Annotated in this window: 14 protein-coding genes; 9 read left to right on the forward strand and 5 right to left on the reverse strand. The window is 55.3% G+C overall.

Annotated features, from left to right (window positions below; genetic code table 11):
* Positions 1-154: 154 nt before the first annotated feature.
* From entF to fes, 3 genes are read right to left on the reverse strand one after another with little or no spacing between them, the layout of a single operon-like run.
* Positions 155-4,051, reverse strand: a complete 3,897-nt coding sequence (gene entF, locus QQZ17_RS25935; RefSeq protein WP_152405540.1) for an enterobactin non-ribosomal peptide synthetase EntF — start codon at positions 4,049-4,051, stop codon at positions 155-157.
* Positions 4,048-4,266, reverse strand: coding sequence for an MbtH family protein (locus tag QQZ17_RS25940; RefSeq protein WP_152405541.1), 219 nt, complete (start codon positions 4,264-4,266; stop codon positions 4,048-4,050). Before QQZ17_RS25940 ends, entF begins: the two co-directional genes overlap by 4 nt.
* A gap of 30 nt (positions 4,267-4,296) precedes the next feature.
* Complete coding sequence (fes, locus tag QQZ17_RS25945) at positions 4,297-5,499, reverse strand: enterochelin esterase (protein ID WP_178823980.1); 1,203 nt, start codon at positions 5,497-5,499, stop codon at positions 4,297-4,299.
* Between the two features lie 243 nt (positions 5,500-5,742).
* On the opposite strand from fes, the gene QQZ17_RS25950 reads away from it, so the two are divergent.
* Together QQZ17_RS25950 and entD are read left to right on the forward strand one after the other, a co-directional pair.
* Positions 5,743-8,016 (forward strand): TonB-dependent siderophore receptor, encoded by a 2,274-nt coding sequence (locus tag QQZ17_RS25950; protein ID WP_152405543.1) that lies wholly within the window; start codon positions 5,743-5,745, stop codon positions 8,014-8,016.
* A 51-nt stretch (positions 8,017-8,067) separates the two neighbouring features.
* The gene (gene entD / locus QQZ17_RS25955; protein WP_152405544.1) at positions 8,068-8,691 is read left to right on the forward strand and encodes an enterobactin synthase subunit EntD; all 624 of its coding nucleotides are present in this window, start codon (positions 8,068-8,070) and stop codon (positions 8,689-8,691) included.
* Between the two features lie 3 nt (positions 8,692-8,694).
* Here the strand turns inward: entD and QQZ17_RS25960 are convergent, their stop codons facing one another.
* Both QQZ17_RS25960 and QQZ17_RS25965 read right to left on the reverse strand, forming a co-directional pair.
* A complete protein-coding gene (locus tag QQZ17_RS25960; RefSeq protein WP_152405545.1) occupies positions 8,695-9,630 on the reverse strand; it encodes a transketolase family protein in 936 nt (311 codons plus the stop codon).
* Positions 9,623-10,453 carry a transketolase gene (locus QQZ17_RS25965; RefSeq protein WP_152405546.1) on the reverse strand — a complete coding sequence of 277 codons (831 nt, stop codon included), beginning with the start codon at positions 10,451-10,453 and terminating at the stop codon, positions 9,623-9,625. The genes QQZ17_RS25960 and QQZ17_RS25965 overlap by 8 nt, the downstream gene beginning before the upstream one ends.
* Before the next feature lie 361 nt (positions 10,454-10,814).
* On the opposite strand from QQZ17_RS25965, the gene QQZ17_RS25970 reads away from it, so the two are divergent.
* The 7 genes from QQZ17_RS25970 (at position 10,815) to QQZ17_RS26000 (ending at position 18,857) form a co-directional block, all read left to right on the forward strand.
* Positions 10,815-11,765, forward strand: coding sequence for a sugar-binding transcriptional regulator (locus QQZ17_RS25970; protein ID WP_042320815.1), 951 nt, complete (start codon positions 10,815-10,817; stop codon positions 11,763-11,765).
* A gap of 350 nt (positions 11,766-12,115) precedes the next feature.
* Positions 12,116-13,636 carry an FGGY family carbohydrate kinase gene (locus QQZ17_RS25975; RefSeq protein ID WP_152405547.1) on the forward strand — a complete coding sequence of 507 codons (1,521 nt, stop codon included), beginning with the start codon at positions 12,116-12,118 and terminating at the stop codon, positions 13,634-13,636.
* A 139-nt stretch (positions 13,637-13,775) separates the two neighbouring features.
* Complete coding sequence (locus QQZ17_RS25980) at positions 13,776-14,711, forward strand: D-ribose ABC transporter substrate-binding protein (protein ID WP_042320820.1); 936 nt, start codon at positions 13,776-13,778, stop codon at positions 14,709-14,711.
* A gap of 43 nt (positions 14,712-14,754) precedes the next feature.
* Positions 14,755-15,375: a DUF2291 family protein gene (locus tag QQZ17_RS25985; protein ID WP_152405548.1), complete on the forward strand. Its 621-nt coding sequence runs from the start codon at positions 14,755-14,757 to the stop codon at positions 15,373-15,375.
* Position 15,376: 1 nt separating this feature from the next.
* The gene (locus tag QQZ17_RS25990) at positions 15,377-16,921 is read left to right on the forward strand and encodes a sugar ABC transporter ATP-binding protein (RefSeq protein ID WP_152405549.1); all 1,545 of its coding nucleotides are present in this window, start codon (positions 15,377-15,379) and stop codon (positions 16,919-16,921) included.
* Between the two features lie 17 nt (positions 16,922-16,938).
* Entirely contained in the window at positions 16,939-18,006 is a 1,068-nt protein-coding gene (locus QQZ17_RS25995) for an ABC transporter permease (RefSeq protein WP_046477194.1), read from the forward strand.
* 53 nt (positions 18,007-18,059) lie between these two features.
* Positions 18,060-18,857: an SDR family oxidoreductase gene (locus QQZ17_RS26000; protein WP_152405550.1), complete on the forward strand. Its 798-nt coding sequence runs from the start codon at positions 18,060-18,062 to the stop codon at positions 18,855-18,857.
* Positions 18,858-18,892 lie beyond the last annotated feature (35 nt).

Consider the following 18,892-nt stretch of genomic DNA (forward strand, 5'->3'; position numbering starts at 1 on the left):
GAAACACTAATGCATGGCTAAAGCTAAATTCAGAAGTTACCCTCCTGAAGGTAATATTCTTAATACAAGGAATTATCGCAATAAAAGATCCCCCGTAACTATGACGCGTTGTTGGCGCGTTGTTACGAGGGATGCTTAGAAATCGAATTATTAATCAGCTATACTTATATTTATCACAGCACGCGGCGATGACAGGGCCGATATTTTCAAAGGCGGATGGGGAGATAATCTCCACATGCGCGCAGTCCTGACGATACACCTCCAGCTCCGCAATCCACGGCGCCCAGCTGCGTTCCGGGCTTACGCCATCCGGCAGAGTACGCTCGGCAACAAACAGCGTCGCGCGGCCATCAAAGGGGACGCTGTGCGCGCTGGTGAGTAAGCGGACGGCATCAGCGTAATTCCCTTCAATGGTGCTAAACAATTCGCCCGACGCGTTCCCCTGCTGCGCGGCCAGAAACGCCTCCCGCTCACGATCAATTTCCGCCAGCACTTCCGGGTCGAGTCCATTGGCCTCTTTTTCTGACCAGTTTTGCGTTTCCGGCGGCCAGGTATCCAGCAGACCGAGGAAAGCGACCGCTTCACCCCGCGCCCGCAGACGTGCGGCAATACCCTGCGCCAGCGTGCCGCCAAGCGAATAGCCCAACAGGTAATACGGGCCATGCGGCTGTTGTTCAAGGAGCGTCGCCAGATGGTGTTCGCAGACCGCGTCCAGATTGGCTGACGTCTGCATCGGCCCCTGTGGACGCGGCGACTGAATCCCCGTAATCGACCACTGTGGACTGAGATAGCGCGACAGTACGCTGAACTGCCAGGCAAATCCCGATGCCGGATGGAAGCAAAACAGCGTCGGGCCGTCGCTTTTACGCAGCGGCAGCAGCGTTTCAAACCCAAGACGCTGCGTCTGTGCGTCATCGTCCGCATCCAGCAGCGCCGCCAGCTGCGCCACCGTTGAAGCCACCATGACCTGCCCCGGCGTCACCTGACGGGCGAAGGTCCGGCTCAGTTGCGCTGCCAGCTTCATGGCCAGCAGCGAATGCCCCCCCAGCGCGAAGAAATCAGCCTCAACGTCGTTGACGTCACAGCCCAGCAGTTCACTGAATGCCTGAGCCACCGTCGTTTCGCTGCCCGGCTGCGGGGCTCTCCCTCTGGCACGCGGCGTTAATTCCGGCATCGGCAACGCTTTACGATCCAGCTTGCCGTTGGCGCTGAGCGGCAGTTGCGCCAGTTGCAGTAACACCACGGGTACCATATGCAACGGGAGTTTCTCACGCAACTTCGCCTGGAGAGTGGGAATATCGAGCGGAAGGCCTGACTGCGAGACCAGATACCCTACCAGTTGGCGGGCATCGCCCCCCGTTGCCGCCGCCTGATTAAAGACACAGGCGTGAACCACCGCCTGTTCAACGTCAGGCAATGCCTGCATGACACGATCGATCTCGCCCAGTTCGATACGCTGACCGCGGATCTTAAGCTGATCGTCACTGCGTCCCAGATACTCCACCGCCCCGTTTTCCAGCCAGCGCGCAACGTCTCCGGTGCGGTACATCCGCTCTCCTGGCGCAAACGGATCGGCGATAAAGCGACTCGCCGTGAGGTCCGGTCTGCCAAGGTAACCCTGAGCGAGTTGGATACCGGTCAGGTAGAGATCGCCCGCTACACCGATGGGGACCGGATGCATCATCGCATCCAGGATCCGCAGTCCGGTATTCCACACCGGGAAGCCAATCGGTACGCTACTGCCGGTGACCTTTGCCAGTTCATCGCCCCAGGCTGGATACCAGCTGACATCAACCGCCGCCTCCGTTGGACCATACAGATTATGCAGCGGGGCATGCGTCAGTTGCTCCCACTCACGGCATAAATCGGCGGGTAAGGCTTCGCCGCTGCAAAAGACATGCTTTAACGTTGCACAGCTTTCACCGGCGCTCTCTGGCGTCAACGAGGCGACGAATGCCGCCAGCATCGACGGCACAAAGTGGGTCGTCGTTACCCCGTAGTGGGCAAAGAAACGCTGCATGGCAAGCGGATCGCGGTGTGCTTCCGGCTCAGCCATCACCAGCTTCGCCCCGGCAATAAACGGCCAGAAGAATTCCCACACCGAGACGTCAAAGCTGCATGGCGTTTTCTGCGCTACCACGTCCTTCGCCGTCAGCCCGTACTGGTTTTGCATCCACAGCAGACGGTTAACGATGGCGGTTTGCCCGACCATCACCCCTTTCGGTCTGCCCGTTGAACCAGAGGTAAAGATAATGTACGCCGTATGCTGCGGTTGCGATAACCCCAGCGGCGCGCTATCGCCTGCCGCCAGCGGTTCGTTATAGCAGAGGCTTTCCAGTCCCGGAATGTCGCTAAAGCGCGATAGCTGTTCCGCCGTGGCGATCAGCAGCTTCGGCTGCGCGTCTTCCAGCATCATCCGTAGACGATCGTCCGGATAACCGGTGTCTAACGGTAACCAGGCCGCGCCGGCTTCAACAATCCCGTGCAGCGCCAGCGTCAGAAATACGGAACGCGGTAAGGCCACCGCGACGCTGTCGCCCGGTTGCACACCGCGTTCGCGCAGCACACCGGCGAGCGCCACCACCTGTTCGCGCATTTCGCGGTAGCTGAACTGATAGCGGGCATCCGCCAGCGCGGGAGCGTCCGGCGTTCTGCTCGCCTGTTCCGCTACCAGCGCACTCAGCGTCGTGGAAGGGATATCAACCGCCGTGGCATTAACCTGCGCAATCTGCTGATATTCAGCCGGAAGCAGCAGATCGGCATCACCGCAGCACAGAGCAGGGTTGGCGGCAAACTGTTCGATTAGCGCCATCAGACGTGATGCATGCTGTTTGAGCGTCGCTTCATCATAACGTTGCTGGTTGGCGAGAAGCTCAATGCTCAGGCCCCCCTCTTCATCCGGGAACAGTGCCAGTTCCAGATCGTTCACCGGCCCCGTCGCCAGCGTATGGGTTTGCGCTGAAACACCCGGCATGTCCAACTGATAGTCGAATACTTTGACGTTAAGCACCGGGCCAAACAGCGGTTCTTCCCCCGCAGCCCGTCCGCTGTCGCGGACGATTTGCTCTGCATCATAACGTTGATGACGGCGCATTTTCTTAAGCTGCTCGGACAGTCGTTTTGCCAGTTCCGCCAGACTTTCTCCGGCATCTATACGCACGCCCAGCGGTAACACGTTGAGTACCGGTCCGGTGGCAGTCAGCGCTGCCGATCCCATGCGGCGCATAAAGATAAAGCCTGCCGCATACTCCATCCGGCTGCACAGGCGTCCCAGCCAGAGCGCTACCAGCGCCAGCGCCAGATCGGTTCGCTGTACGTCAGGCAGTTGCGCTGCCAGGTGGCGAAACGCGCCTTGTGGCGCATTCAGCTTCATACGGTAAATTTCTGACGTTGCCGCACGCCCGGGCAGCGGAGTCGGTGAAAGCGATGCCGGTGGCGGAAGCTGTTTACGCTGCTCGGCCCAGAACGCGGCGTCACGCTGCCAGGCTTCACTCTGGCGATACTGCTGATACTCTTCCACGACCTCGGCAAACGGCGTGAAGGGGGAATCAGGCGTCGCTTCACCCCGACGCCATGCGCTGTAAATTGCGGTAATTTGGCGGGTAATCGCCGGAAAACTGAAGCCATCAACCAGTAAATGATGATAGCGCTGATACCAGTACCACTGGCGATCGCCGACCTGAATCAATTGATGATGCGCCAGCGGCTTACCGCCGTCGACGCGCAGATTTTGCTGGAGATCGGCCTGCATCAGCGCCAGCGCGGCGTCATGTGGGTTCGCTGCAGTGCGGAGATCGAGAATCAGCGGTTCGGCAAACGTAAAAGATTCATCCACCCATTGCCAGACGTCGCCGTTATCCTCGGTAAAACGCATCCGTAACGTATCGGCCTGCTGCATGCCAGCGGCCACCGCGCGCGCCAGCATCTGCGCATCCAGTTCGCCAGTTAATGCCACATAGTGTGCGACGCTCCAGGCGGAAGGTAATGTGGAGAGTTTTTCGGCCATCCAGATGCCAGGCTGTGCGGCGACAAGCGGTAAACGTGGGCTCATTGCGCCTCCTGAGAAACGGCATAATGGCCGGGAATTAACGTGGTCCAGTGACGCGCCAGCCACTGCTCGCAAGCTTCCTGAGACTGCGGTTCGCACGCCACCTGCCAGCCGGCAGGTAATGCGCAGTGCTGTGGCCAGAGGCTAAACTGCTGCTGCGAATTTTGCAGAATGTAGAACTGTCCCTGCGGATTATCGAAGGGATTACTGAATTCCATACTCAACTCCTGTCGTGGAAAATCGCTCGCTCAGAGCAGCGGCTTCCAGAGGTCAATTAACCCCTGCATCAGACCGCCACGCCAGCAAAGCGCATCATGTCCGCCGTCAACCTGACGCCAGAAAACCGACTGCTGTGTCGTCTGTAGTTGCGCGTAAAGCGCCTGATTTGCCCGGAAGATAACCGGTTCACGGACTCCCGCTTCGAGGACAATCCGCAGTCCCTGCGCGGACAGCGTGCCGGCGTTAAGCTGTTCAATAATCAGTCCGTCCTGGTGGCCACCGCGATGGGGCCACCAGTAAGAGCCGGACTGGCTGAGCACGCAGCCAAAGCGTTCCGGCCAGTGCAGCCCGGCAAACAGCGATGACAGGCCACCGAAGCTTTGCCCCGCAACGATCGTGCGTTCCGGACGATCGCTGAACGGCGCGATGGCCCGGACCTGCGGCAATAACTCGTGTTGAACCGCCAGCCAGAAATCCGCATTGCAGGGCAGTTCACGACCGCGGTGCGCGGTATCAATGGCATCAATAAGCAGATACACCGCCGGTGGAAGTTGACCACGCCGGGTAAGTGAAGTGAGCGCGGGCCAGACGGGCATACTCTGCGCCCAGAATTGCCCGTCGAGAAGAACCGCCAGAGGGCGTTCGCCTGGTTGCGCATCGCCCGTCGTAAAGACCCACACCCGGCGCGTATTACCCAGGCGCGCGCTGTTCCAGTGCAGAACCACCGGCGATGACGCAGGCGTTTGCGGGTAGTCCCAGCCCGGTTGCGCAGGGGCCTGCGGCATCTCGAGCGCCGAAACAGCGTGCCCTCGCCCGCCTTTCCAGCTAACAGGATTAAGCGGATCGGCAATCGCCTGCGGTAACAGCTGTCGCCAGCCTTCGCGTAACGCCGTGCGATCCAGCGCTTCATCCGCCTTCAGCGACGCAAACGTATCGTCCCGCGTAGAAGGAATAAAGCAGTAGCTACCGCGCCAGTTGGCGCTTAAAACGGTCTGCCACTGCCAGACATCCGTTCCGGCAACGCGCTGCATCGTCTGAGGAAAGACATTCTGGTGATGGTCGGTAACGCCGGTGATATACACCCAGACTCGCTGAATGGCTGAGTGAAATTCACTCCCCTGCGGGTCGCGCCACCAGAAGGTCACCCGGTAATTTCCGTCTGCTTCACGCGCCCATTGCGGACCGTTTTTTGACTGCCACCAGGCCTCACTGCCTACCGTTAACGCCGTCACCGTCATAACCCCATGTTTACTGTGAATTTTTTTATTAATAGATGAAATATATTGATAATATTATTGATAACTATTTGCATTTGCAATAGCGTATTGACGCGCTGTGGGAAGCGCGAACAGTTTTTAACCAACCGCGCTGCGGGCTTTTCTGGAATGGAGGGTTTTCGCAGAGGCGGGCGACATCGGGCCGGATACCGATCTCAGGCGTCTGGTACACGTGGCTAAAGAAAAGCAGGAAATACAATGAACAAGAAGATTCATTCCCTGGCCTTATTGGTCAACTTAGGGATTTACGGGGTAGCGCTGCCTGCGATGGCAGAAGAAACAACAGATAGCACCGCGGTCTCTCATGAAGATACCATCGTGGTCACCGCCGCCCAGCAGAACTTGCAGGCCCCCGGCGTGTCGACTATCACCGCAGATGAAATTCGCAAAAACCCTCCCGCTCGCGACGTCTCTGAAATCATCCGTACCATGCCTGGCGTAAACCTGACCGGTAACTCAACCAGCGGTCAGCGCGGCAACAACCGTCAGATTGATATTCGCGGTATGGGACCCGAAAACACCCTGATTCTGATCGACGGTAAACCGGTGACCAGCCGTAATTCCGTGCGTCTCGGCTGGCGCGGCGAGCGTGATACCCGTGGCGATACTTCGTGGGTCCCCCCCGAGATGATCGAACGCATTGAAGTCCTGCGCGGGCCTGCCGCCGCGCGTTACGGTAACGGTGCCGCCGGTGGCGTGGTGAATATCATCACTAAAAAAGGCAGTAACGAGTGGCACGGTTCCTGGAACACCTATTTCAACGCGCCGGAACACAAAGAGGAAGGGGCGACCAAACGCACTAACTTTACCCTCAATGGCCCGCTGGGCGGGGATTTCAGCTTCCGCCTGTTCGGTAATCTGGATAAAACACAGGCCGATGCGCGTAACATCAACCAGGGTCACCAGTCTGAACGTACCGGCACCTATTCCGACACGCTGCCAGCCGGTCGTGAAGGCGTCATCAATAAAGACATTAACGGCGTGGTGCGCTGGGACTTCGCACCGATGCAGTCGATTGAACTGGAAGCCGGTTACAGCCGTCAGGGTAACCTGTACGCCGGGGACACGCAGAACACCAACACCAACCAACTGGTGAAAGATAACTATGGCGAAGAGACCAACCGTCTCTACCGCCAGAACTACTCTCTGACCTGGAACGGCGGTTGGGATAACGGCGTCACCACCACCAACTGGGTTCAGTACGAACACACGCGCAACTCCCGTACGCCGGAAGGCCTCGCGGGGGGAACTGAAGGGATCTTCGACCCGAAAGCGTCACAGAAATATGTTGATGCCGACCTGAACGACGTCACGCTGCACAGTGAAGTCAGCCTGCCGTTCGATTTCCTGGTTAATCAGAACCTGACGCTGGGCACCGAATGGACCCAGCAGCGCATGAAGGATATGCTCTCCAATTCGCAAACCTTTATGGGCGGTGAAATTCCGGGCTCCAGCAGCACCGACCGCAGCCCGTATTCGAAAGCGGAAATTTTCTCGCTGTTTGCTGAGAACAACATGGAGCTGACCGACAGCACCATGCTGACGCCGGGTCTGCGTTTCGATCACCACAGCATCGTGGGCGACAACTGGAGTCCATCGCTAAACCTGTCACAGGGGCTGGGCGATGATTTCACCCTGAAGATGGGCATCGCGCGGGCTTACAAAGCGCCAAGCCTGTATCAGACCAACCCAAACTACATTCTGTACAGTAAAGGCCAGGGCTGTTACGCCACGGGCGCCGCAACCGGCATCGGCTGCTACATGATGGGTAACGACGATCTGAAAGCGGAAACCAGCGTCAACAAAGAGATTGGTCTTGAATTCAAACGTGATGGCTGGCTGGCGGGTGTGACCTGGTTCCGTAACGATTATCGCAACAAGATTGAAGCCGGTACGGTACCCATGGACCGCACATCGATTACCAACAAAGGCAAAACCACCTACACCGATATCTATCAGTGGGAGAACGTGCCTAAAGCGGTAGTCGAAGGGCTGGAAGGGACGCTGAACGTACCGGTAAGCAGCACCGTTAACTGGACCAACAACATCACCTACATGCTGCAGAGCAAAAACAAAGAGACCGGCGAACGCCTGTCGATTATTCCGGAGTACACGCTGAACTCAACGCTGAGCTGGCAGGTACATCAGGACGTTTCTCTGCAATCCACCTTTACCTGGTATGGCAAACAAGAGCCGAAGAAATACGATTACCAGGGTAAACCGGTGACAGGCTCGGATAAACAATCCATCAGTCCGTACAGCATCGTGGGTCTGAGCGCGACCTGGGACGTGACCAAAAATGTCAGCCTGACCGGCGGCGTGGATAACGTCTTCGATAAACGTCTATGGCGTGAAGGCAATGCGCAGACTACCGGCAGTACAACGGATGTTTCTTATATGCGTGGCGCGGGTGCGTACACCTATAACGAACCGGGCCGTACGTGGTACATGAGCGTTAACACGCACTTCTGATGTCCACTCCCCTCCTCCACCCGGAGGAGGGGTTTTGGTTTTAATGACGCGATGCAGACAACTCACTCCCTTCTCACTCTGGCTTACCACACGTTGCATTGTGTGACCTTCGAACCGGACACCTTCCACGAGCACGATCTGCTGTGGCTTCCTCATTATGCGCAACTGGCACATGCCGGGCGTAAGCGGAAAGCCGAACACCTGGCTGGTCGTATTGCCGCCGTCCATGCGCTACGCGAGTTGGGGCATAAAAACGTGCCGGGAATGGGCGAACAACGGCAGCCGTTATGGCCGCAAGGTCTGTTTGGCAGCATCAGCCACTGCGCGACTACCGCACTGGCGGTGGTTTCCCGCCAGCCTGTCGGGGTGGATAGAGAGGAAGTATTTACGACGCAGATAGCGGCAGAACTGGCAAACAGTATCGTCTCGGAGGCAGAAAAAGCACGACTTGCAGAGAGCGGATTACCTTTTGAACAGGCGCTCACGCTGGCGTTTTCCGCCAAAGAGAGCGCCTTTAAGGCAACCCAGGGGCTATCGCAGACAGGCTGCGGATTCATGCACTATCGCATTCTGGACGTTCAACATGACCAGATGAGATTACGGGCGTTCGACCAGATCTGGCGTGTACAGTGGCTCGCTTCCGATAGCCATGTCGTTACCGTAGCAACGCGTTAACCTTCAAAGCATTTCCCGCGCCTGGGCCGCAATCGACTGTGCATCAAAACCGTGGTGCTGGCGCATCCAGCCGCGGTCAGCCGCCGCCGCGTATTCACCATCCGGGATCCCTAAGCGCTTCAGAACCGCGCCAGTGCCTGCTTCGGCCAGGACTTCCGCCACCAGGCTTCCCAGTCCACCGTTGATATTATGCTCTTCAACGGTGATCACCGCTTTACAGCCTTTCACTGCCGCTAACAATGCCTGGGTATCACATGGACGAATGGACGGTACGCTTACCACCGTCGCCTGAATACCGGAATCGGCTAACAACGCGGCCGCATCAACAATTTCGTGGACGGTAGAACCTGTCGCCACCAGCGCCAGCGAGTCGCCTTCACGCAAGGTCACTACGGCACCCGGCACAAAACGATAGCTCTCGTCATGCAGTTCAGGGAGCGCTTTTCCGTCCATGCGAATGTACACCGGCCCCTTGTAGCCAAGGGCATAGTCGATTATCTGTCGACACTCTCGCGGTGAAGAGGGGGCGAAGATCTGGATATTGCCAAATCCACGCATAATGGCGATATCGTCAATCGCGTGGTGCGTGCTCGCCAGCGGACCATAGCTGGCCCCCGCATTCAGACCAAACAGCTTCACGTTGGTATTGTTGTAGCAAACGTCAACTTTGATTTGCTCATTCGCGCGGGAAATCAGGAATGGCGCCGCGTTACAGGTGACCGCAACCTTTCCGCCGAGCGCAAGCCCTGCCGCCGTCCCGACCATGCTTTGTTCGGCAATCCCCACGTTGACCAGCCTGTCCGGGAACTGCTTAATGAAGGGGCCTATTTTCGCGGTGGATGTTGAGTCAGCGACGACCGGCACCAGATCAACGCCATTTTCTACCGCATCGATAAACGCCTGAACCATGACGTTCGCGAGGTGTTCTGCATTACTCATCTTTCAACTCCTCCAGAGCCAGTTCAATCTCTTCACCTTTCGGCACCCGGTGGTGCCACTCAGGACGCCCCTGGATAAACGAGATACCTGCGCCTTTTGTGGTATTGGCAATCACGACGTTTGGTTTCCCTTCCTGCTTCAGGCCTTCCAGCGTACTGACGACCGACGCCATATCATTTCCCTGGCATTCAGTGACCTGCATGCCGAAGGCACGCCATTTATCCGCAAGCGGATCGGTGTTCATGATTTCACGCGTGGGTCCGGCCAACTGGAGATTGTTCTTGTCATTGATGATCACCAGGTTATCCAGTCCATAATGCGCCGCTGCTAGCGCAGCTTCCCAGTTGCTACCTTCTGCCAGCTCACCATCGCCGGTAATTAAGAAGATACGACGGGCACTGTTGCTTTTCTTCGCCGCCAGCGCCAGCCCCACCGCGACAGGCAAACCGTGACCCAGCGCGCCGGTGTTCAGTTCAATACCTGGCGTTTTCTGGCGCACCGGATGGCCCGGAAGATGAGAATTGGCATGTTGGTATGTGCTCAGCCAGTCAACAGGGAAAAACCCCGCCTCCGCCAGAACACAGTAGTAGCAGCCTACCGCGTGGCCTTTGGACTGAATGTAGATGTCACGCTCCTCATCGTCGATGCGATCCGGGGCGACATTCAAAATGCGGAAATAGAGTGCGGTGAGCAGTTCAACCTGAGACAGGTCCGCACCGGTATGCCCTCCTGCCGGGCTGTAGGCGTTTAATTTGACGATGTGACGGCGCACCGCTCGCGCTGTGCGCTCAAGAGTCTGGATATCATAGTGCCAGGGATTCATTTAACACCTCTGAATTTATTTTCAATATGGAATATTTATTCCATCAGGGACTAAAAAAACCAGAAATCCCTTTGCTTCGCATCACACGGCTTACGCCACGGTCTCTTACTCAGGAACATTCTGCCTCCTCACCGCGACCACATTGACGTCGGGAATAATCAGTTGACCTGAAATCACTATGAATATATATTCACAAATGATTCTTTATTCAATTATGCAACCACATTTCCGTATTTGTCCATCCCTGTTTTTGAGGATTGGTTAAAGTTAGAGCTTTATCACACTTACCTGGCTTTTGTTTTCGCGTATGATAAAAGTTTCTAAGATAATGGCTGTACGTAAATGATTTTCGGGGAAATATATGGCTAAGCAGGACGAACAACGGCTATTGGTTAAAATCGCCACCCTTTACTATCTTGAAGGACGTAAACAGTCCGATATCGCTCAGCTTCTCTCGCTTTCTCAGTCGTTTATCTCCCGAGCCATTACCCGCTGTCAGAAAGAAGGGGTGGTAAAAATCAGCGTCGTACAGCCCTCAAATATCTTCCTGAATCTTGAGAAAGGGATCGAAGATCGTTACGGACTCAAACAGGCGATCGTGGTGGATACCGAAGACGATGCCACCGACCACAGTATCAAACGCGCCATCGGTTCCGCCGCCGCCCATTATCTTGAAACCCGCCTGCGGCCCAAAGATCTGGTGGGCGTCTCCTCATGGAGTTCAACCATCCGGGCAATGGTTGACGAAGTGCATACCCAGAATCTGAAAGCCGGCGGCGTTATCCAGCTACTCGGCGGCGTCGGGCCAAACGGCAATGTGCAGGCCACCATTTTAACCCAGACGCTGGCGCAACATCTTAACTGCGAGGCCTGGCTGCTCCCTTCGCAAAGCATTGAGGGATCGGTTGAGGAGAAAAATCGGCTTATCGCCAGCAAGGATGTCGCCGAGGTGATCTCGCGTTTCGATAATGTCGATATCGCCATCGTGGGGGTGGGGATCCTGGAACCGTCCCAGTTGCTTAAAACGTCGGGTAACTACTACCACGAAGATATGTTACAGGTACTGGCCGATCGCGGTGCCGTAGGAGATATCTGCCTGCACTACTACGACAAAAACGGTCAGCCGGTCTTACAGGATGATGAAGATCCGGTCATTGGCATGGCGCTAGATAAAGTCAAAAAATGCCCCAATGTCGTGGCGTTGGCGGGAGGAACTGACAAAGTTGCTGCCATCAAAGGAGCGCTGAACGGGGGCTATATCGACGTATTGATCACCGATTATCCTACCGCGCGGATGTTAGTAACAGCCTGATCCCTCCCACATATTCGGTCTTTGCGAAAAAAGAGTTCGCCGCAAAGACCGTATAAAAATCCCTATATTTCAACAAACTGAAAGGATTCACCTCCGCGCTACTATCGCGTGAACCTGATATTCTTCCCGCTGTGTAAGTGTGATTCTCAGCACAATTGATGATTTTTTCTATAGCCCAACTGAAAGATTCTGGCTAAGGTATTAAATAAATAATCAGCATCGAATATATATTCAGACAGTAAAAATACACGATGTCACAATCAAGCCTGATTAAGTAATGACGCGACAGTGAGGGAGGCCCTTTTCCCTTTAACGCCGGGACGCAATGTGACTCAGGAGATAATCAATCTATGTGTGCAGCAAAGAAAGAGTTCATCATTGCGCTGGATGAAGGTACCACCAACGCCAAAGCGGTCGCCCTGGACGCTCAGGGCGTGGTGGTCGCCAAATTTTCTCAACCGCTGGCCATTCAGACTCCGCGTGAAGGCTGGGTTGAACAATCCGGCGAGGTATTGATTGATGCATCGCTCGATGTGATTGCGAAAGCAATAAGTCACGTCGGCGCCGACAACGTCGTGGCCCTGGCTATCAGTAATCAACGTGAAACCGCCATTGGCTGGTATCGCCAGACGGGTAAACCGCTGAATTCCGCCATCACCTGGCAGTGCACACGCAGTGCGGCGTACTGCGAAGAATTGCGTCACGAGCACAAAGAACACCTGATCAAGACCACCACCGGCCTGCCAATTGCGCCGCTTTTTTCCGCCTCAAAAATGCGCTGGCTGCTGGAGTCGGTAGCGGATGGCCCGCAGCTTGCGGCCCAGGGGAAAATCTGTCTGGGCACTATCGACAGCTGGCTGCTGTGGAATTTAACCGGCGGCGAGGCCTTCAGCTGCGACTACTCTAACGCGGCCCGCACCCAGTTGCTCAATCTGCACACCGGGCAGTGGGATGACACTATGCTGGAACTGTTCCACATCCCTCGCGCCGCGCTACCGGAAATTAAACCCTCCAGTGGATTATTTGGTTATACCCGTGGCCTGAACGGCATTCCGGATGGTATCCCGGTGATGTCGATGGTCGGTGACTCGCACGCCGCGCTGTTTGGTCATGCCCTCGGCGAGATGGGGTGCGTCAAGGCCACTTACGGCACCGGATCCTCCGTAATGGCGCCGGTGACTTCTGCCCAGTGCGATATTGGCGCGCTGGCGACCACCATTGCCTGGCACGATGGTGAGAACATCATTTACGGCCTGGAAGGCAATATTCCGCACACCGGCGATGCGGTGGCGTGGATGGCAGATAGCACCGGCCTGAGCGAACTTTCTGACGCCGAACTGGCTCATGAACTGAATACGCTCCCCGCCTCCGTTGAGTCAACCCTGGGCGTGTACTTCGTCCCGGCATTAACCGGGCTCGGCGCCCCCTGGTGGGATGACAGCGCGCGCGGCGTGATCTGCGGACTGAGTCGCGGCGTCAAACGAGCCCATCTGATCCGCGCGGCCCTTGAGTCGATTACCTATCAAATCGCCGATGTCGTGGTCGCCATGCAGCAACATGAAGACTTCAGTTTGTCGGCGCTGATGGTTGACGGCGGCCCGACAAAGAATGACTGGTTAATGCAGTACCAGGCAGACCTGCTGGGTTGTCCGGTGATGCGCAGCGATGTGCCTGAACTGTCGGCCATTGGCGCCGCGTTACTGGCACGCAAAGCGCTCCACCCTGGCTCGCTCACTGATTTAAAAGCCTTTTTAACCGTACACAGCGCATTTCAGCCCGATATGGCCCGCCATCATCGCCTGCAAAAAAGATGGCAGGAGTGGCGTAATGCGGTGAACAGAACACTATGGAAACCGGCCCCGTCCGCCTGACGCCTCACCAGGGAAGATGCGTGACACCCCGACTCATTAACAGAAGGAGAACTCCGGACCATTAGCCCTGCTTTATAAGAATTCATGCTTTACGTTGTTTCACCGTACCCGACAATAACAACACAGAGAGAACATTGTCATGAAATTACGTTTAACGCTGTTAACCGCTGCAACCCTGACCGCTTTGTCTTTTACTGCCCATGCTGCAGAGAAAGGGACAATTATGATTATGGTGAATTCACTGGATAATCCGTATTACGCGTCGGAAGCCAAAGGCGCCAGTGAAAAAGCTCAGGAGTTAGGCTACAAAACCACAATTTTGTCGCACAGCGAAGATGTAAAAAAACAAAATGAATTGATTGATACCGCTATCGGCAAAAAAGTTCAGGGCATCGTTCTGGATAATGCGGATTCAACGGCCAGTGTTGCAGCCATTGAAAAAGCGAAAAAAGCCGGTATTCCCGTCATATTAATCAACCGCGAAATTCCCGTTGATGATGTGGCGCTAGTGCAAATTACCCATAATAACTTCCAGGCAGGTTCTGAAGTTGCCAACGTTTTCGTTGAGAAAATGGGGGAAAAAGGGAAATACGCCGAGCTGACCTGTAACCTCGCCGATAATAACTGTGTTACCCGTTCGAAATCTTTCCACCAGGTTATTGACCAGTTCCCGGATATGGTCAGCGTCGCCAAACAGGATGCGAAAGGCACGCTTATCGACGGTAAGCGAATCATGGACAGCATTCTGCAAGCCCACCCGGATGTGAAAGGCGTCATCTGCGGTAACGGTCCTGTTGCGCTGGGCGCAATCGCCGCGTTGAAAGCCGCAAATCGCAATGACGTTGTGGTCGTCGGCATTGACGGCAGCAACGATGAACGCGATGCGGTGAAAGCCGGTACATTGCAGGCCACCGTCATGCTGCAGGCTCAGGCTATCGCCGCACAAGGCGTGACCGATCTGGATAACTACCTGCAAAAAGGGGTGAAACCAGAGAAACAGCGCGTCATGTTCCGCGGCATTCTCATCACCAAAGATAACGCAGATAAAGTACAGGATTTCAATATCAAGTCCTGATCTCGGGTAGTTGCGCCTCTTAGGAGGCGCAGAGGAGAACATTATGTCTAAAAAAGCCTGGCTGGCGCTGGTCGTATTGACCGTAGGGGGATGCCGCATTGTCTCGCAGCAGGAGCTTGCGGATCTCAAATCTCCGCCTAATCCCCATATGTCCAATATAGACCAAACGTGGCAAAACAAAATTGTGCCGCAAATTGTTGGGCAGGCTCGTCCGGTGGCAGATTTAATGGCTGCTTTACAGGCCGAGAAGGATTTCGATAGTGCCTGTAAAAAGCTGGGCTATCGCGCTCAGGAAGAGAACCCCTGCATCTTTTACGTCAAAGTCGAAGGCAAAATTGGCACGATCGATACCGCCTCCCGCAGCGGGAAAATGACCGTCGCGGATAAAAGCGGTAGCAATATTATTGTTCAGATTGGTCCAACGCTACGCGGCACACAATTACGTGACGCCTATAAAGGCGCGACTTATGGTGATTTTAACGACCAGGTCTTATTTGGCGAGTATGGCCGCGCCATTAACGACCAGGCGATAAAAATGATTCAGGCAACCCAACTTAAAACCGGCGAACCCACGCAAGTGTATGGCGTATTTTCTGCCTGGGATATTCCTCAGACGATCCCTGATATTACGCCCGCAAAAATTGAACCGGCAGGAGGACAATAACATGCAACAGCAAGATATCGTCGCTCCCCAGCCCGCCGAATCGGAAGTGATTATCGAAACCCATAGCCTGTCTCGTGTCTATCCTGGCGTGGTGGCATTAGATAACGTCAATTATCGGGTATATCGGAATAAAGTGAATGTTCTGATCGGAGAAAATGGTGCGGGTAAATCCACCATGATGAAAATGCTTGCTGGTGTCGAAACCCCATCCTCCGGTCAAATTTTTCTGGATGGTACCCCTGTTTCGATGAATTCGACGCATCAGGCCGAAAAATTGGGTATCAGTATTATTTTTCAGGAGTTGAATTTATTCCCGAATATGAATGTCATGGACAATATTTTCATGGCTAATGAGTTTTTTCAGAAAGGGAAAATTAATGAAAAATATCAGTACGCGCTGGCGCAAAGCCTGCTCAAGCGACTGGAACTGGATGTTGATCCGTATACACCCTTAGAAGAACTGGGGATCGGCCATCAGCAACTGGTCGAGATTGCCCGCGCGCTCTCGAAAGATACGCGCGTCTTAATCATGGATGAACCGACCTCCGCGCTGAGCCAGTCTGAAGTCAAAATCCTGTTCAACGTGATTGAACAGCTCAAGCGCCGCGGCGTCACCATTATCTATATTTCCCATCGCCTGGAAGAACTCATGGAAATTGGTGACTACATCACCATTTTCCGCGACGGCCGTTTTATTAGCGAGCGTCCGGTCAGCGATGCCAGCATTCCGTGGATCATCGAACAGATGGTGGGTGATAAGAAAAAACACTTCGATTATCAACCGGCCCCGCAAGGCGACACGGTTCTCGCGGTGCAGGGACTGACAGCGCTCCATTCCAGCGGCGGCTATAAGCTCAATGACGTGTCGTTTAGCCTGAATAAAGGCGAGGTGATTGGGATCTACGGTCTGCTGGGCGCCGGACGTACCGAACTGTTCAAAGGTCTGGTGGGCCTGATGCCCTGCCAGAGCGGCAGCGTTCAACTCAACGGCGAGTGCATCGATAACGCCCACTTTCAGTCACGACTAAAAAAAGGGCTGGCGCTGGTGCCGGAAGACAGACAGGGCGAAGGCGTCGTTCAGATGATGTCGATTCAGTCCAATATGACGCTCTCTGACCTCAGCCTGCAGGGTTTTCGCCGGGCCTGGAAATGGCTGAACCCGCACAAAGAACAGGACAGCGTGAAGGAGATGATTCAGCAACTTGCCATCAAAGTGAGCGATCCCGAACTGCCCATCACCTCACTCAGCGGTGGAAACCAGCAAAAGGTGGTGCTGGGTAAAGCGTTAATGACGCAGCCGCAGGTGGTGTTCCTTGATGAGCCGACCCGCGGCATCGACGTGGGGGCGAAAACGGATGTGTATCACCTTATCGGCAAAATGGCGCAACAAGGGCTGGCAGTGATGTTCTCTTCATCAGAGCTGGACGAAGTGATGGCGCTGGCGGACCGCATTCTGGTGATGGCTGATGGCCGGATCACCGCTGATGTCCCCCGTCATGCAGTCACCCGCGAGAAGTTGATCGCGGCTTCTACACCGCAAGATTAATCAGGCTGGAATCCATCATGAACCAGAAATATATGATTTACATGTACCTGCTGAAGGCCAGAACGTTTATCGCTCTGCTGCTGGTCATCGCATTCTTCAGCGTGATGGTACCGAATTTCCTGACCACATCTAACCTGCTGATTATGACCCAGCACGTTGCCATTACCGGCTTACTGGCGATTGGGATGACGCTGGTTATCCTGACTGGCGGCATTGACCTGTCGGTCGGCGCCGTTGCCGGCATCTGCGGCATGGTGGCGGGCGCGTTACTCACCAATGGTTTGCCCATCTGGGGCGGGAACATCATCTTCTTCAACGTGCCGGAAGTTATCCTCTGCGTCGCCATCTTTGGCGTTCTCGTTGGATTCGTCAATGGCGCGGTCATCACCCGCTTTGGCGTTGCGCCTTTCATCTGTACCCTCGGCATGATGTACGTTGCCAGGGGCTCTGCCCTGCTGTTTAACGACGGCAGCACCTACCCCAACCTTAACGGTATGGAGGCGCTGGGCAATACCGGTTTTGCCACCCTGGGCTCCGGCACGCTGCTCGGGATTTACCTGCCCATCTGGCTGATGATCGCCTTCCTGGTCCTGGGCTACTGGATAACCACCAAAACCCCGCTCGGTCGCTATATCTACGCGATTGGCGGTAACGAATCCGCCGCGCGACTCGCCGGCGTGCCTATCGTCAAAGCGAAAATTTTCGTCTACGCCTTCTCCGGGTTGTGCGCCGCCTTTGTTGGGCTGATTGTCGCGTCTCAGTTACAAACGTCGCACCCGATGACCGGCAACATGTTTGAGATGGACGCCATCGGGGCCACCGTTCTGGGTGGAACCGCACTCGCCGGCGGTCGCGGACGGGTATCCGGATCCATCATCGGGGCCTTCGTCATCGTCTTTCTGGCCGATGGCATGGTGATGATGGGCGTCAGCGATTTCTGGCAAATGGTCATTAAGGGCGTCGTTATTGTCACCGCCGTGGTTGTTGACCAGTTCCAGCAAAAGCTACAGAACAAAGTCATTCTGATGCGTCGCCATGAAGAGAAACAGGCGACTGCACCCTCGGCAAATACCGTATCCAGTTAAGTAGCATCACTGCGCCGGGCATCGACTGTCCGGCTTATACAGGGGAAAGAAATATGCAACGTGATTTTCATGGTAAGACGGTCGTCATCACCGGTGCATGCCGGGGGATTGGCGCAGGCATCGCCGAACGTTTCGCCCGGGACGGCGCGAACCTGGTGATGGTCTCCAACGCTGAGCGCGTTCACGAAACGGCAGAACAGCTGCGCCAGCGTTACCAGGCTGACATTTTATCGCTACAGGTTGATGTCACTAACGAAGAGCAGGTACAGGCATTGTATGAGCAGGCGGCTGCGCGCTTTGGCTCGATTGATGTCTCCATCCAGAACGCGGGCGTGATCACCATCGATTACTTTGACCGAATGCCGAAAGCGGATTTTGAGAAAACCCTCGCCGTCAATACCACAGGCGTATGGCTCTGTTGTCGGGAAGCGGCGAAATATATGGTTAAACAGAATCACGGCTGCCTGATTAATACCTCTTCCGGCCAGGGACGTCAGGGCTTTATCTATACCCCGCACTACGCCGCAAGCAAAATGGGCGTGATTGGCATCACGCAAAGCCTGGCGCATGAACTGGCACCGTGGAACATTACCGTCAACGCCTTCTGTCCGGGGATCATCGAAAGCGAAATGTGGGATTACAACGACCGCGTATGGGGGCAGATCCTCAGCACCGATGAAAAACGCTATGACAAAGGTGAACTGATGGCGGAATGGGTTAAAGGCATCCCCATGAAACGCGCGGGTAAACCAGAAGATGTCGCCGGGCTGGTCGCCTTCCTCGCTTCTGACGATGCACGCTATCTTACCGGACAAACCATCAACATTGATGGTGGCCTGATTATGTCGTAATACCCGACGGGGTATTTGTGAAGAGAGTTATCACT

Source organism: Citrobacter sp. T1.2D-1, from assembly GCF_950098555.1.
Lineage (GTDB): Bacteria > Pseudomonadota > Gammaproteobacteria > Enterobacterales > Enterobacteriaceae > Citrobacter_A > Citrobacter_A telavivensis.

Bases quoted from the DNA above. Each gene is read 5' to 3' on its own strand.
- entF (WP_152405540.1), bottom strand. From the start codon at position 4,051: ATGAGCCCACGTTTACCGCTTGTCGCCGCACAGCCTGGCATCTGGATG.
- QQZ17_RS25990 (WP_152405549.1), top strand. From the start codon at position 15,377: ATGCAACAGCAAGATATCGTCGCTCCCCAGCCCGCCGAATCGGAAGTG.
- QQZ17_RS25980 (WP_042320820.1), top strand. From the start codon at position 13,776: ATGAAATTACGTTTAACGCTGTTAACCGCTGCAACCCTGACCGCTTTG.
- QQZ17_RS25975 (WP_152405547.1), top strand. From the start codon at position 12,116: ATGTGTGCAGCAAAGAAAGAGTTCATCATTGCGCTGGATGAAGGTACC.
- QQZ17_RS25970 (WP_042320815.1), top strand. From the start codon at position 10,815: ATGGCTAAGCAGGACGAACAACGGCTATTGGTTAAAATCGCCACCCTT.
- QQZ17_RS25940 (WP_152405541.1), bottom strand. From the start codon at position 4,266: ATGGAATTCAGTAATCCCTTCGATAATCCGCAGGGACAGTTCTACATT.
- QQZ17_RS26000 (WP_152405550.1), top strand. From the start codon at position 18,060: ATGCAACGTGATTTTCATGGTAAGACGGTCGTCATCACCGGTGCATGC.
- QQZ17_RS25960 (WP_152405545.1), bottom strand. From the start codon at position 9,630: ATGAGTAATGCAGAACACCTCGCGAACGTCATGGTTCAGGCGTTTATC.
- QQZ17_RS25985 (WP_152405548.1), top strand. From the start codon at position 14,755: ATGTCTAAAAAAGCCTGGCTGGCGCTGGTCGTATTGACCGTAGGGGGA.
- QQZ17_RS25950 (WP_152405543.1), top strand. From the start codon at position 5,743: ATGAACAAGAAGATTCATTCCCTGGCCTTATTGGTCAACTTAGGGATT.
- QQZ17_RS25965 (WP_152405546.1), bottom strand. From the start codon at position 10,453: ATGAATCCCTGGCACTATGATATCCAGACTCTTGAGCGCACAGCGCGA.
- QQZ17_RS25995 (WP_046477194.1), top strand. From the start codon at position 16,939: ATGAACCAGAAATATATGATTTACATGTACCTGCTGAAGGCCAGAACG.
- entD (WP_152405544.1), top strand. From the start codon at position 8,068: ATGCAGACAACTCACTCCCTTCTCACTCTGGCTTACCACACGTTGCAT.